We start from the raw sequence: 14,873 nt of genomic DNA on the forward strand, positions 1-14,873 counted from the left end.
ATTGTTTGCTATCATTTGTATAGGAGGTAAGTTATGTTGGATAGCTTTATTTCTATAAGATGTAGGTTGGCTCTTTATAGTACTTTTTGTGAATTAGAAGATGTACTTTGGAAATCGGGTGACAGACGATGTTTTTAATAATCTTAAAAAATGGTCTGAATAAATATAATAAGCTTTTATGGATTTTATGTTGTGTATTGGTCATCATCATAATGTCTAGTTCTATAGCAAATAATGAAAAGAAGTTTAGTAAGGTTGTTAATTCTGTAACTTTTCATGTGAAAAATAAAGAAAAACAGCCAATAAAAGATTTTGAAATTATACTTATGAAAGACGAATCACCTAAACCCAGTAAAGAAATTGGGATCTCAATAGGGAAAACAGACGCAGAAGGAAAAGTTATTTGGAGGAATGTGAGGAAGGGAATTTATATGGTATTTTTACCAAATAGTGAGACGCAAATAGTTAGGATTAACGATAGAGATGAAACGAGGTTAATAAATATATCATTGTAAAAAACGAATCCATTTGGATTCGTTTTTTAGTGGTAAATAAAGCGGTGAAAAAGTTTTAAAAATCAATCCCTTTACAATATACCCTTAAGGGTATATGATATTATACAAAGTTACAAAGTAATGTATAATATAGTTATAATTACGGAGGTGGTCTATAGTGGAATACAATCAAGATATGAAAAATAGATTGAAACGTATTGAAGGTCAAGTTCGTGGCGTGCTTCGTATGATGGAAGAAGGAAAAGATTGCCGAGAGGTTATTACACAGTTAACGGCATCTCGTTCTGCACTTGATCGTACAATTGGCCTCGTTGTTGGAACAAATTTAGAGCAATGTTTACGTGAACAGTTTGAAAGTGGTAATGGTTCAAATGAAGAATTAATTAAAGAAGCTGTTCAATTACTTGTAAAAAGCCGATAATCTGTCAAACATAAGTGTTGACAGATTTTCAAAAACATTTTATTATACCCCTACAGGTATATGTATATAAGTTGTGGAGGAATCGACTATGAGTATAAAAGTGGATATGAGTTTAGATTGCAAAGGTTTGGCTTGTCCGATGCCGATTGTGAAAACGAAGAAGGCGATAGAAGGATTAGCATCAGGGCAAGTGATTGAAGTTAAGGCAACAGATAAAGGGTCTACTGTAGATATAAAAAGTTGGGCGAATAAAGTAGGGCATCAATATATCGGTACAAAACACGAGGGCGATATTTTGATGCATTACGTTAGAAAAGCACATGAGCATGAAGTGAATGAAATTGTGAAATATCCTCATACAATTACGAATACAGAGTTGGAAGAGATATTAGTAAGTGGTGAAGAGTGTACTGTATTAGATGTTCGTGAAGCAGCGGAATTCGCTTTTGGTCATATTCCATCTGCTACTTCGATGCCGTTAGGTGAACTAGAAAGTCTAGTCTTAGATAAGACGAAGCAAATTTATGTTGTTTGCCGAACTGGTAATCGCAGTGATGTAGCTTGCCAAATGTTGAAAGAGAAAGGTTATACAAATGTGAAAAATGTTATTCCCGGTATGATAGAGTGGCAAGGGAATATAGAGAATTAAATTTTTTTAAATGAAAATATACCTCGGGGGGTAAGAAGATGGAAGTTAAATCATTACAAGCAAAAGATGTTGCAGAGAAAGTTTTATTCGGAGAGTTGTTTATTTTAGATGTTCGTAATGAGACGGATTATGAAGATTGGAAAATTGAAGGGAAACAAATCTCATCTATAAATAAACCGTATTTTGATTTGTTAGATGGTGTAGATCATATTGTAAGTGAATTACCTAAAGATAAAGATGTTTTAGTAGTATGTGCAAAAGAAGGGTCTTCTATATTTGTGGCAGAGCAATTAACAGAGGCTGGATTAGAAAACATTTATTATTTAGCTGGTGGTATGAAGGCTTGGAGTGAATATGTAAAGCCTATAAAAATTGGAGATTTAAAAAATGGCGGAAGTATGTACCAGTTTAACCGCCTTGGAAAAGGCTGTTTATCTTATATGGTCGTTTCAAACGGTGAAGCAGCAGTTATTGATGCAGTAAGAACAGTTGAAGCATATGAACAATTTGCGAAAGATCATGGCGTTACGATTACGAATGTAATGGATACACATTTACATGCAGACCATATTTCTGGAGGACGTAAGTTAGCTGAAAAAGTAGGGGGGACGTACTGGTTACCACCAAAAGATGCGGAGGAAGTTGTTTTCTCATATGAACCGCTCGTTGAAGGATCTGTTATTACGGTGGGGGGTACTAAAATTGAAATTGATGCATTATACTCACCGGGGCATACGATTGGAAGTACATCATTTATTGTAGATAATTCCTATTTATTATCAGGCGATATTTTATTTGTAGATTCCATCGGGCGTCCAGATCTTGCTGGGAAGGCTGAGGATTGGGTAAGTGATTTACGTAATACTTTGTATAGCCGATATAAAGAACTATCTCAAAGTTTAATTGTGTTACCGGCTCATTATTCAAAAATAAGTGAAATGGACGAAAGTGGTATTGTTAGTGCAAAATTAAAAGATTTATTTGAGCATAATGCGGGATTAAATATTGAGGATGATGGAGAGTTCCGTAAAGTTGTAACAGAAAACTTACCACCTCAGCCAAATGCATATGAAGAAATCCGTCAAACGAATATGGGTAAAATCCACCCGAGTGTGGATGAAGAGCGTGAAATGGAGATTGGTCCAAATCGTTGTGCAGTTCACAAATAAATAAACGAACAACCGAATGAATGAAAAATGGAGGAATAGATGATGAATGTAAAACAAGTATTAGATGCGAAAGACTTAGCATGTCCAATGCCGATTGTAAGAACGAAGAGAGAGATGGATACGTTGCAAACTGGAGAAGTGTTAGAAGTACAGGTAACGGATAAAGGATCAGTTAAGGATATTCCAGCGTGGGCAAATAAAAGTGGCCATGACATCGTAAAGCGTGAAGAGGAAGGCGATGTGCTGAAGTTTTGGATTAAGAAGGCGTAGTATTTTTATAAATGTAGAAAGGTTGGTTATATGAACACAATATTAAGTACGCTTTTCATTGTACTTGCTGCATGGTTTGTTATTTCACGCTTTTTACCTGTGAAAGGTGTTCAAAATATAAACGGAAAAGAATTAAAAAATATAGTAGGAAAACAGGGAAAGTACTTTATCGATGTTCGTACAGTAGGTGAATATAGAGGAAATCATATGAAAGGATTTCAAAATATCCCGCTAAATGACTTAGCTAGTAAGACAAATCAATTAGATAAGAATAGGGAAGTAATCGTTATTTGTCAGAGTGGAATGAGAAGTAAACAAGCAGCGAAAATGTTAAAAAAATTAGGATTTCAGCACGTTACCAATGTTTCAGGCGGGATGAATGGTTTGTGAGGAGGAAGTGTAAAATGAAAGAAATGACAGCAAAAGAATTAGAAGAAAAATTGTTACGTAAAGAAGCAGTGAATATCATAGACGTACGTGAAGTAGAAGAAGTAGCTGAAGGGAAAATTCCAGAAGCGTGTAACATTCCACTAGGGCTGTTAGAATTTCGTATGCATGAGTTGGATAAAAAGAAAGAATATATTATCGTTTGTCGCTCTGGCGGGAGAAGTGGAAGAGCTGTTCAATTTTTAGAAGGTTACGGTTTTCGAGTGATTAATATGGTAGGTGGTATGTTAGCGTGGGAAGGTAAGGTAGAATAGGGCGAAACGATTTTTTATAAAAATAATAATACCCCTACGGGTAATTGGAGGGAGAACAACATGGAACAACAAAAGAAAACAACAATCGTTTTATTTAGCGGAGATTATGATAAAGCGATGGCTGCTTATATTATTGCAAATGGTGCAGCTGCTTATGATCAAGAGGTAACTATTTTTCATACTTTCTGGGGATTAAATGCTTTAAGGAAAGATGAACATGTAGAGGTAAAGAAAACTTTCATAGAAAAAGTGTTTGGAAAGATGATGCCACGCGGCGCTGATAAGATGGGATTATCTAAAATGAATTTTGCAGGTATGGGACCAAAGATGATTAAAAGTATTATGAAAAAACATAATGCAATGCCGTTACCAGATTTAATTGATTTGGCGAAAGAACAGGGGATTAAACTTGTAGCTTGTCAAATGACAGTAGATTTATTAGGGTTAAAAGAGGAAGAGATTATGGAAGGGGTAGAGTTTGCAGGAGTAGGAGCTTATTTAGCAGATGCTTCGGATGGGAATGTGAACTTATTCATTTAAATCACCTTCTTTTTAGAAGGCGGGGGATATAAGGTGAGTTTAGTCGTATTACTTTTTATAATTGGGTTTATAGGATCGTTTATATCAGGAATGGTTGGAATTGGCGGTGCGATTATTAATTATCCGATGATTTTATACATTCCGGTATTGCTAGGATTTACTGGCTATACTGCACATGAAGTGAGTGGTATTACAGCGGTGCAAGTATTCTTTGCAACCTTTGCAGGGGCATGGGCTTATCGGAAAAGTAATGCTATGGATAAAACGCTCGTTGTGTATATGGGAGCTAGTATATTAATAGGAAGTTTCATAGGTAGTTTTGGTGCTAATGCATTAGAGGAACATACGGTCAATGTTGTTTATGCAGCGTTAGCCACAATTGCTGCTATTATGATGTTCGTACCGAAACGAAATAATGGTGATGAACTGAAATATAATAAATGGTTAGCAAGCTTGTTAGCGTTTATTGTAGGTGGAGCATCAGGTATTATAGGTGCTGGAGGTTCGTTCCTTTTAGTTCCGATTATGCTAGTCATTTTAAAATTGCCAATACGTAGAACAATAGCAACATCTATTGCTATTACGTTTATTTCCTCAGTAGGGATTACAACTGGAAAAGTAATAACTGGGCAAGTAGTTGTAATGCCAGCTCTTATTATTGCGATTGCAAGTATCTTTGCTGCGCCGATTGGAGCGCGAGTTGGGAAAAGGATCAATCAAAAAGCACTACAATATATGTTATCGATTTTGATTGTAGGAACTGCTGTTAAAATGTGGATTGATATGATATCGAAATAAAAGGATGGCGCTGCTTGCAGCCCATCCTTTTATTTATGCCCAAATCACTTTCATTAAGTTTTTGTATTCGTCATTTGCTAATTTATATAGCATTCTCGTATGTTCAAAGACAAGTGCTGGATTAAAGTTTGGTTCTGAGAATGCAAGAGATGTTGAAATATCAATTGCATTTTGCTTGTTTAATGTGAATTTTGCAAATCGATAAGATGTGTTTAATTCATTAATAACGTGCAAAATATCATTTGTTGCTGTTGCATCAGGTACGTGAGCAACATTGAAGCAGTATATATCTACAGTAGGATGTTCGTTTTGGAAAGCAGCGATAAGTTGAATTTTTGCGCCAGCTTCTGTCTCTAACCCTACTGAAAAATGAACAGAACCATCATTTTCATCTATATTTTCTTCCATGTATATATCGTTGGATTTTAAGTAGTCTTTAAAATCTGAGATGTTATGTTTTACTGCAGCTTTCATATGTATGAGCCCCCTGATAATTGGAATAGATTGCTACTATTTATTATAATTTAAAAATATTAAAAAAGATAGTTAGAAAGTTCTGATTTTTAATTGTGAAGAAATAAAAAGAAGCAGTACTCTACCTCCATAGAGAACTGCTTCTTTATTATTCATTGTCGTTAGACGATGTTTCTTTGTCTTCATTGCTATTTTTTGATTCATTGTTACTTGATTCGCGTTCACTTGAATTTTCAGACTTAGATTCTTTTGTTTTCTCTGTACTTGTTTTTTTCGAATCAGAGTCTGTTTTTGTATATGCAGGTAATCCAAGATGAGTACGAAGATCGTTTGTAACTTTTGCTAATTCTTTTTTATCTGGGTTGTAGAAATATGTTCGGCCGCCACCAGCAGATTTGCTACATGTATCGTCGCCTTTTTCCATATAGCAGTCGTCACCTTGAATTTGTAATTTCTCGATTGAAGAATCCGCCCCATATTTATAGAATGAAAGCATATCATCAAATGTTAAGTTTGTAACGAATTGTCCGTTAATATCATCAATGATATTACCAACTTTTGTTACAGATCCAACGCTTGTTAATTGCTTTAAAATTGCTTCAATAACGAGCTGTTGACGTTGTCCACGCATTGCATCACTATCGATGTGGCGCGTTCTAGCAAGTGCAAGAGCTTCTTCACTATTTAGCTTTTGAACACCTTTTTTCAGATGAATCGCATCAGCAGTATCATTACTATCTTGTTCAGTAAATTCAACTGGTACATCAACTTCAATACCGCCTAAATCGTCGACAATTTTCATAAATGATTTGAAGTTAAATTTTACAAAGTAATCAACAGGAACATTTAGTAATTTTTCAACTGCATCAATACTTGCTTGTGGCCCACCATCTTTTCCGTTTTTAGTAGAACCGTATGCATGAGCGTGTGTAATTTTATCTTTTTTCTTTTCCACTGGAATATACGTATATGTATCTCGTGGAATACTTAATAGTTTTACAGTTTTGCTATCTTTATTAAACGTTGCAAGCAATAGTGCGTCAGTTCTTATAGCTTCACCATATTCTTTTCCTCGGACATCGCTTTCATCAACACCCATTACTAAGACAGAGACATTGTTTGTAATAGGTTTTACAGCTTTATCACGTAAATCAGATTTATCACCGCGTGCTAAATCGTGTGCGGCATTTCGAACAGCAGAAGATGCTTTATTTACTAAAAACCAAGTATAACCGCCACCTACTATTAAAAAGAATAGAATAACGCTTATAATAATTTTTATTTTTTTCTTACTTTTTTTCGGTTTACTGCGTGTATTTTCTTGCAAAGATGGGTTTTGCTCCATTTCCTGTACTCCTTCATTTGGATTGAAATACGACACTCATATCCACTTATTATAATGAAATTTAGCGAAAAAAAACATTACAAAACATTTACATTTCGTAAAAATTCAATATATTTATAAAAAGTCAGATATTCTATATTATATTTTTTAGATATAGAATAAGTATAAGTTGTTTTAGTAGAAATGAAAATATGTATTGTGAGAAAGTGATAGAGAAGTAAGATTTGTTGAAATATAGCCAAGAAGAAACGAGTAGGTTTACTTATTTCTTCTATATAATAAAGAAGAAATTTACGGATAAAGGAGAGAGCATAATGAATCATACATCATTCCGAGCAATTGTTGTGAACGAAACAGAAAGTAAGCAGTTTGTAAGAAACGTTGTAGCGAGAGAAGTAAGTAGTTTACCTGAAGGGGACGTATTCATACAGGTTCATTATTCTTCATTAAATTATAAAGACGCTCTTTCAGCCACAGGTAATAAAGGTGTTACGAGAATATATCCTCATACGCCAGGAATTGATGCAGCAGGAGTGGTTGTGAGTAGTAAGGATGCTACCATTAAGGCGGGAGATCAAGTCATTGTAACGGGATATGATTTAGGGATGAATACTTCTGGTGGTTTCGGAGAGTATATTCGCGTGCCGGCGTCTTGGATTGTTCCTTTACCAGAGGAAATGTCATTAAAAGAAAGTATGATGTACGGGACAGCAGGTTTTACAGCTGCCTTATCAGTATATAAGCTTATTAGAGCAGGAGTAACGCCTAGTATGGGCGATGTTTTAGTAACGGGTGCTACAGGTGGCGTAGGAAGTGTAGCTGTTAGTATTTTAAGTAAGTTAGGGTTTAGCGTAGTAGGAGCGACAGGGAAAATGGAAGAGGAAGAGATGCTACTACGTCTAGGAGCGAAAAAAGTGATTCATCGCGCGGAATTGAATGATGAATCCGGAAGACCAATGTTAAAAGGAATATACGCCGGGGTTATCGATACTGTAGGTGGACATATGTTAGAAACAGCTTTAAAAATGGTAAAGTATGGCGGGTGCGTAACGACATGCGGTAATGTGGCAGGGCAGGAATTACAAACAACGGTATATCCTTTTATTTTGCGAGGTATAAGCCTGTTAGGGGTAGATTCAGTGCAATGTCCAGTCGATGTGAGAAGAGATGTGTGGACGCTCTTAGCAAGTGAATGGGAAAATAAAGAGCTACGATCTTATACAGAAGAATGTACATTAGAAGAGTTAGATGAAAAGTTTACACTTATATTGCAAGGGAAATTAAAAGGAAGAACTGTTGTAAATATGAAATAAAAAAAGAGACGCTTACATTAGCGTCTCTTTCCTATTATAATGATTGTTTTAAATTGATTTTACCTTGTTCACCTAAAACACCATCAGCAATATTTACAGCGTGATCACCAATACGCTCTAAGTTGCTTACCATATCAACGTAGATGATACTTGCATCACCTGAACAGCTACGTTCGTTTAGACGTAATACGTGACGTTTACGAAGAACACGTTCCATTTGGTCAATTTTACGTTCTTTTGCAATAACAGTTTGAGCTAGTTCAGTATCGAAGTTTGTTAAAGCTTCAACTGCATCTTGTAATGTTGAGATTGTTAACTCAAGCATTTCATTTAATTCAGCTAGGGCTTCGTTTGATAGGGAAACACGGTTTGAAATTTGGAAATCAACAAGTTCTACAAGGTTTTCTACATGATCACCGACACGTTCAATATCTCCAACAACACCTGCTAGAACTGAATGCTTCTCAGAGTCTGTTGGTGAAAGTGGTTTTTCTGATAGTAAAACTAAATACTCGGTAATTTTTTTATCTAAATTGTTAATAGCTCCTTCTAATTGAGTAGCCATGTCAGCGTGTTTTTTATCTTGTGTGTTTAAAAATTGGTTTGCTTCTTTTAATCCATGTAATGAAAACTCAGCCATACGAATAATCTCTTTTTGTGCTTCAGTTAAAGCGATAGCTGGAGATTGTTCAATAAAGATTGGATTTAAATGTTGCGGTTTGAAATCAATAGCAGCATCTTCCCCGCGAATAATTTTCGTTACAATCCATGCTAATACAGCGATGAATGGGAATTGAATAATAGTATTTGTTACGTTAAACGTTCCGTGTGCAAATGCAATTGTCATTTCTGGATTTAAGTTTAATGACGTTTGGAAATATTGAATTAAATTTGTAAAAGGTATTAATAAAATTGTAAAGATGATTGTACCGACAATATTAAAGATAACGTGAACTAATGCTGCGCGTCTTGCGGCAATTGAAGTACCGATTGCTGCCAATATAGCTGTAATTGTTGTACCGATGTTATCACCGAACAATACAGGAAGAGCAGCTTGTAAATCGATTGCACCTTGACCGAATAGTTCTTGTAAAATACCGATTGTTGCACTTGAGCTTTGTACAATTAAAGTGAAGACTGTACCAACAACAATACCTAGAATTGGATTATCACTCATGCTAACCGTTAATTCTTGGAATGATTCTAAAGAGCGAAGAGGCTTCATACCTGTGCTCATTAATTCTAAACCGAAGAATAACATACCAAAACCGAATATAACTTGACCGAAAGAATGTACTTTTTTATTTTTAAAGAAGAATAGTAAGATAGCTCCAATTGCCATAATTGGGAGAGCGTATTCTCCGATTTTAATTCCGATAATAAATGCAGTAACTGTCGTTCCGATGTTCGCACCCATAATAACACCAATTGCTTGTCTTAATGTCATAAATCCGGCACTTACAAGTCCGACTGTTAAAGCGGTTGTTCCTGAACTTGATTGGATTAATACGGTAACTAACATACCTGCTAGTACACCCATCAGTGGGTTTGTTGTAAAGCGATCTAGAATATCGCGAAGACGATCTCCAGCTGCTTGTTGCAGTCCATCGCCCATGTATTTAATTCCGAATAAGAAAATACCTAATCCACCAATGAACTGGAAGATCATATCTTGAACATTGTATTCCACGCATTCCACTCCTTAAATTTCATGTACGATGTAATTATTAACTAAATCGTGAGCCACTGTAAACGATTTATCAGTAAAATTTACACTAAATTTACAAAGGGATAAAAAGTTTACAATTCTTTAAAGAAACAGCTGTATTTTATTGGTTTTTATCTTTTGTAAATCGTATTTCTGTAAAAAAATCACACTTTTTAGAAAAGTGATGTTCGGTTGGATATCAAAGAAAGCGTCTGCGAGTTCATCGTATATTTTTTGATGAAAGGTAAAAAAATATGTAGGAAAATGCATGTAGTTTTATAACGTCAAAAATACGTAAAAAAGCCACTGGAATTATCCAGCAGCTTTTTCCGTATTTTTATCACCATGCTTTTGTTTTTTTACACTTGTAATGTAAATGAACAGGAAAGCAATAAGTAGTAGAGAGGAATAACGATATACAGTTGCGTAGTTTGTAAAATGTGCAATGAATCCAAAAATAATCGCGCCAGCACCAATTCCAAGGTCAAATGCTGAGAAGAATGTAGCTGTTGCGACTCCTCGTCGGTGCGGTGCTACTCGGTCGATCATCCACGCTTGTAGTGCAGGTTGAATCGCTCCGAAACCACTTCCGTAGCATGCTGCTGCAATAATTAAGCTTGGAATGGTAGTTGTATACGACAATAAAATAATCCCTGTAAACGTAATAATAACTCCTGGAATAATTACGAATGAATGACCTTTCGCATCATATAACTTTCCGGAAAATGGACGAGTAACAGCGATTGCAAGTGCATTAAATAAGAAGAAGAGGCTTATATCAGCAATGCCGACTTCCGTAGCAAATAACGTAATAAAGCTTCCGATTCCCCCGTACATTAATGTAATACATAATATTAATAATGAAGGAAGTAAAGCTTTGCGCTCAATAAATCCATCGAGAAAGGTACCAGATGTTTGCTTTGGTGGTTGTGGTGATTTTTTAATTTGAAGTAGTTTCGTTAATATTAATGAAACAATTGTACAGGAAAGTGCACATAAAAAAAGAATCGTGAAGTTATATGTTTGCATAAGCCAAAGTCCGATAAGTGGACCGAGCGCCATTGCAATCGTTCCAGAAAGGCCGAAATATCCCATGCCCTCACCGCGGCGAGCTTGCGGAATTAAATCGGAAACGACAGTTCCATATGTAGTCGTTGTAATACCAAAACCGGCTCCGTGTAAAATTCGAACGGCAAGCAATAGGAAAACCGTTGAAGCGAAAAGATAACTACCCATAGCGAGTAAACAAATAGCAGTGCCAATCATTAAAATGATTTTTTTGCTGAATTTTTGCAAGGCATTTCCAGTTAGCGGTCTAACAAAAAGTGCCGCAACAGTAAACATGCCGACAACAAATCCAATATTGGAACTTGTACCTCCAATTTCTTTCACATAAACAGGTAAAGTCGGAATTAACATTTGAAATCCTAAAAACATACATAAGTTTGCTAGAATTAGCGCGACAAATTCTTTCGTCCATAACGGTTCTCGTTTTACGAGTATTGCTTCTCCCATATATTCATCCCCTATATAAAAATTTCTCTTTTCTTTCGAGTATATGTATTGGCCAATGTAACAGTCAAGGAAGGTGCCTTGAAAACGTACAACAATTTTCGAGGTAAAAAACTGACAAATTTGTGGAAAGACTACACAACTATGAAAAAAAGATGTAAAGTATAGATGTATAGACTGGTAGTTGTTATGAATGATAGAAATTGTTTTTTCTTTAACGAAAGCGGATTCAAAAAGTAGTGAAAGAGAAGGGGATATATACTTTTTCACTACATATATTTGAAAAGGTTTACAATATGATGAAGAAAGAGGCGTGTACATATGAGACGATTAGGTATTTCTATTTATCCAGAACATTCAACAGTAGAGAAAGATAAAGAGTATTTAACATTAGCAAGTAAATACGGATTTACTCGTGTATTTACATGTTTATTATCTGTAGATGGTGAAAAAGAGAAAATTATAGAAGAGTTTAAAGAAACGATTTCTCATGCAAATGCGTTAGGGTTTCAAGTGTTAGTTGATATTAGTCCAGCTGTTTTTGAACAGCTAGGTATTTCGTATAATAATTTATCGTTCTTCCATGAACTAGGTGCGTACGGTATTCGTTTAGATGTTGGTTTCTCAGGATTAGAAGAATCAATTATGACGTACAATCCGTATGGCTTAAAAATTGAGATTAATATGAGTAACGGTACGAAGTATGTAGATAACATTATGAGTCATAGACCAAATCGTGAAAATTTAATTGGTTGCCATAATTTTTATCCGCATCGTTATTCCGGATTATCATACGATCATTTTATTACATGCTCGAAACAATTTAAAGATTACGGTATGAGAACGGCTGCTTTTATTTCATCATTTGATGCAACATATGGACCTTGGCCAGTAACAGAAGGATTATGTACGTTAGAGCAGCATCGTGAATTACCAATGACAACACAAGCGAAGCATTTATTTGCAACAGAATTAATTGATGATGTTATTATTGCGAACGCTTATGCATCAGAAGAAGAATTACAAGCACTAGGTGCATTAAATAAAGAGAAACAAACATTTGATATAGAGTTATATGATACAACGACAGAACTAGAAAGAATTATCGTATTAGACGAACCTCATTTTTATCGCGGGGATGTATCTGAATATATGATTCGCTCGACACAAAGCCGTGTGAAATATAAAAAGGAAGAGTTTAAACCTCATAATACACGTGAAATTAAGCGCGGCGATCTTCTAATTGATAATGAGCAATATGGCCAATATAAAGGTGAATTGCAAATTGCATTAAAAGATATGGTGAATACAGGAAAAACAAATGTAGTTGGTCGAATTGTAGAAGAAGAGATTTTCTTATTAGATTATTTACAAGCATGGGATAAATTCGGATTTACATTAAAGAAATAGATAAAATAAAAGGGAAAAACTACTGACTTCAGCAGCTTTTTCCTTTTTATATATATAGTGAGAGGAAGAGCTATGACAAAGGTGCATCAGCGATTAATTTCTATTTTAGAGGAGTTTTTAGAAGAGAAATCGATGTTAAATCGAGCTTTTTTAGCGAGCCGTTTACATGTATCAACGAAGACGATTCAAAAAGATATAAAATTATTAAATGATATATTGGAAGAAAACGGAGCGAAAATTGAATCGCAAAGAGGGACTGGATACGAGCTAGAAATTATACAAACGAAGAAGTTTGAAGAGTTTTGTGTGAGTCTATTTCAAAAACAGACGGAAAAAATCCCAACTTCTTATGAAGAAAGGATAGCGTACATTCTGCAACGTATTTTAACCACCGAGGGATATGTGAAGCTTTCACAGTTAGCAGAGGAGATTTATGTAAGTAAATCGACTGTAAATTTAATTATGAAAGATGTTACAGATATATGTGGTCGCTATCAATTACAAATTGAAAAGAGACCGTATTATGGTATACGTATTGTGGGAGAGGAGTTTCATATTCGTTCTTGTTTATCACAATATAGTTTACCGCGTTATGACCATACTCCATTTCATGAGCAATTTGAGCAGAGTGATATATATTTATCGTTACCTCATATACCGCTTATCCGTTCGGTTATATTAAAGTATATCGAGGGAGGGACGATATATTTATCAGATATAGAAATTGATAATTTAGTCATTCATATTGCAATTGCATTAAAGCGTTGTGAAAATCAGCATTATATGAAAGGGCTGAATAAGGAGCAAGCTGAACTTATAATAAAGAAAGAATATGCAATTGCGAAACAGATTGTAGGGGATTTAGAGAAAGAGTTGCATCTTTCATTTCCAGAAGAAGAAGTTTTATATGTGACAATGCATTTATTGAGTACTGCTGTCACATCGAAAGATCGTTATGAAAATGTGGAAGAACTATTAGGGAAAGATCTATATGCATTTATGCAACATATTCTTTTTAAAGTAGCGGAAGAACGGAATCTTATTTTTTATTATGATGAAGAATTATTATTTGGATTTGGTGTTCATTTAAAAACGTTATTAAACCGTTTGAAGTATAAGTTAAATACGAGAAACCCTCTTTTGGCAGAAGTGAAAAAGAATTATCCGTATGCTTTTGAAATTGCGGTTCTCGTTGGGGATATAATTGGTGAATATACAGGTGAGTCGATTCCGGAAAGTGAAATTGGTTATATTGCAATTCACTTCGGCGGAGCAATGAGCCGTTTACAGGAACAAAATCAAAAGAAGAGATGTTTATTAGTTTGTGCGACTGGTCAAGGAAGCGCCCAGCTATTGAAATATAAAATTTTATCACAGTTCCGAGATAAATTAGAGATTGTAGGGATTACAGGTTACTACCAATTGAAAGTGGAAGATCTGTATAAAGAAAAGATAGATTGTATTATTAGTACGATTCATATACCAAGTGGTTTACCTGTACCTATTATAAAAGTAAACTCAATATTTGATGATAACGAGATTAAGTCAATTGGTCAGCAGTTGTTTACGCATGTGAATAATAGTGTACAGCAATATATGAAGGAAGATTTAATCTTTTTAAATCATAGTGCTTCTACGAAGGAAGAGGTTATCCAATTTTTATGTGAGAAAGCCGCTGAGAAAAACTATGTACCAGAACACTTTTATGACTCTGTTATGGAAAGAGAGAATACATCTCCTACAGCGGTTGGAAATTTAGTTGCGATTCCACATCCGATGCAGTTATTAAGTGCGGAAACATTTTTGATGTTTTGTACACTTGAAAAAGCTGTTGATTGGGGAGGTAAGAAAGTACAAGTTATTATTTTATTTAGTGTAAAGCGCAATAATAATGAGGATTTACAACGTCTTTATGATTTTTTATATGATATTATGTCTAGTCAAAGTACGATAGAGAAATTAACGCATGCTGAAGGTATTGAAGATTTCCAAGAGGTATTACTATCTATATAAGAAAAGTATGTAAAAACTTCCGTTACACAACGGAA

General features: G+C 34.9%; 16 protein-coding genes. 12 read left to right on the plus strand and 4 right to left on the minus strand.

Annotation, left to right across the window (positions count from 1 at the left end):
• The first annotated feature begins 128 nt into the window (after window positions 1-128).
• The 9 genes from ACVWY7_RS03750 (at window position 129) to ACVWY7_RS03790 (ending at window position 5,063) form a co-directional block, all read left to right on the plus strand.
• Entirely contained in the window at window positions 129-515 is a 387-nt protein-coding gene (locus tag ACVWY7_RS03750) for a DUF2606 family protein (RefSeq protein WP_105989896.1), read from the plus strand.
• Window positions 516-672: 157 nt separating this feature from the next.
• Window positions 673-936, plus strand: a complete 264-nt coding sequence (locus ACVWY7_RS03755; RefSeq protein ID WP_000456206.1) for a metal-sensitive transcriptional regulator — start codon at window positions 673-675, stop codon at window positions 934-936.
• 88 nt (window positions 937-1,024) lie between these two features.
• Complete coding sequence (locus ACVWY7_RS03760) at window positions 1,025-1,585, plus strand: sulfurtransferase TusA family protein (protein WP_144507779.1); 561 nt, start codon at window positions 1,025-1,027, stop codon at window positions 1,583-1,585.
• Window positions 1,586-1,623: 38 nt separating this feature from the next.
• Window positions 1,624-2,754 (plus strand): MBL fold metallo-hydrolase, encoded by a 1,131-nt coding sequence (locus ACVWY7_RS03765; RefSeq protein ID WP_000453271.1) that lies wholly within the window; start codon window positions 1,624-1,626, stop codon window positions 2,752-2,754.
• A 39-nt stretch (window positions 2,755-2,793) separates the two neighbouring features.
• Window positions 2,794-3,024 (plus strand): sulfurtransferase TusA family protein, encoded by a 231-nt coding sequence (locus ACVWY7_RS03770; protein WP_033682521.1) that lies wholly within the window; start codon window positions 2,794-2,796, stop codon window positions 3,022-3,024.
• Between the two features lie 30 nt (window positions 3,025-3,054).
• Complete coding sequence (locus ACVWY7_RS03775) at window positions 3,055-3,414, plus strand: rhodanese-like domain-containing protein (protein WP_001092315.1); 360 nt, start codon at window positions 3,055-3,057, stop codon at window positions 3,412-3,414.
• Window positions 3,415-3,428: 14 nt separating this feature from the next.
• Entirely contained in the window at window positions 3,429-3,725 is a 297-nt protein-coding gene (locus ACVWY7_RS03780) for a rhodanese-like domain-containing protein (protein ID WP_144507781.1), read from the plus strand.
• A gap of 60 nt (window positions 3,726-3,785) precedes the next feature.
• Window positions 3,786-4,265, plus strand: coding sequence for a DsrE/DsrF/DrsH-like family protein (locus tag ACVWY7_RS03785; protein ID WP_000437725.1), 480 nt, complete (start codon window positions 3,786-3,788; stop codon window positions 4,263-4,265).
• 33 nt (window positions 4,266-4,298) lie between these two features.
• Window positions 4,299-5,063: a sulfite exporter TauE/SafE family protein gene (locus tag ACVWY7_RS03790; protein WP_000060718.1), complete on the plus strand. Its 765-nt coding sequence runs from the start codon at window positions 4,299-4,301 to the stop codon at window positions 5,061-5,063.
• 33 nt (window positions 5,064-5,096) lie between these two features.
• Here the strand turns inward: ACVWY7_RS03790 and ACVWY7_RS03795 are convergent, their stop codons facing one another.
• Together ACVWY7_RS03795 and ACVWY7_RS03800 are read right to left on the minus strand one after the other, a co-directional pair.
• Entirely contained in the window at window positions 5,097-5,537 is a 441-nt protein-coding gene (locus ACVWY7_RS03795) for a hypothetical protein (protein ID WP_000642359.1), read from the minus strand.
• Between the two features lie 148 nt (window positions 5,538-5,685).
• Window positions 5,686-6,882 carry an LCP family protein gene (locus ACVWY7_RS03800; RefSeq protein WP_144507783.1) on the minus strand — a complete coding sequence of 399 codons (1,197 nt, stop codon included), beginning with the start codon at window positions 6,880-6,882 and terminating at the stop codon, window positions 5,686-5,688.
• Between the two features lie 314 nt (window positions 6,883-7,196).
• Here ACVWY7_RS03800 and ACVWY7_RS03805 point away from each other — a divergent pair, with 314 nt between their 5' ends.
• Window positions 7,197-8,195, plus strand: a complete 999-nt coding sequence (locus ACVWY7_RS03805; protein WP_001016987.1) for a YhdH/YhfP family quinone oxidoreductase — start codon at window positions 7,197-7,199, stop codon at window positions 8,193-8,195.
• A 34-nt stretch (window positions 8,196-8,229) separates the two neighbouring features.
• On the opposite strand, the gene ACVWY7_RS03810 is transcribed toward ACVWY7_RS03805, so the two are convergent.
• Together ACVWY7_RS03810 and ACVWY7_RS03815 are read right to left on the minus strand one after the other, a co-directional pair.
• Window positions 8,230-9,885: a Na/Pi cotransporter family protein gene (locus ACVWY7_RS03810; protein WP_212114592.1), complete on the minus strand. Its 1,656-nt coding sequence runs from the start codon at window positions 9,883-9,885 to the stop codon at window positions 8,230-8,232.
• A 330-nt stretch (window positions 9,886-10,215) separates the two neighbouring features.
• On the minus strand, window positions 10,216-11,418 hold the full coding sequence (locus tag ACVWY7_RS03815) for an MFS transporter (protein WP_000503262.1): 1,203 nt from the start codon (window positions 11,416-11,418) through the stop codon (window positions 10,216-10,218).
• A gap of 318 nt (window positions 11,419-11,736) precedes the next feature.
• On the opposite strand from ACVWY7_RS03815, the gene ACVWY7_RS03820 reads away from it, so the two are divergent.
• Both ACVWY7_RS03820 and ACVWY7_RS03825 read left to right on the plus strand, forming a co-directional pair.
• Window positions 11,737-12,825: a DUF871 domain-containing protein gene (locus ACVWY7_RS03820; RefSeq protein WP_144507785.1), complete on the plus strand. Its 1,089-nt coding sequence runs from the start codon at window positions 11,737-11,739 to the stop codon at window positions 12,823-12,825.
• Window positions 12,826-12,897: 72 nt separating this feature from the next.
• Window positions 12,898-14,838: a BglG family transcription antiterminator gene (locus ACVWY7_RS03825; protein ID WP_000169823.1), complete on the plus strand. Its 1,941-nt coding sequence runs from the start codon at window positions 12,898-12,900 to the stop codon at window positions 14,836-14,838.
• Window positions 14,839-14,873: the final 35 nt, after the last annotated feature.

Source organism: Bacillus sp. TE9106W (assembly GCF_054062215.1).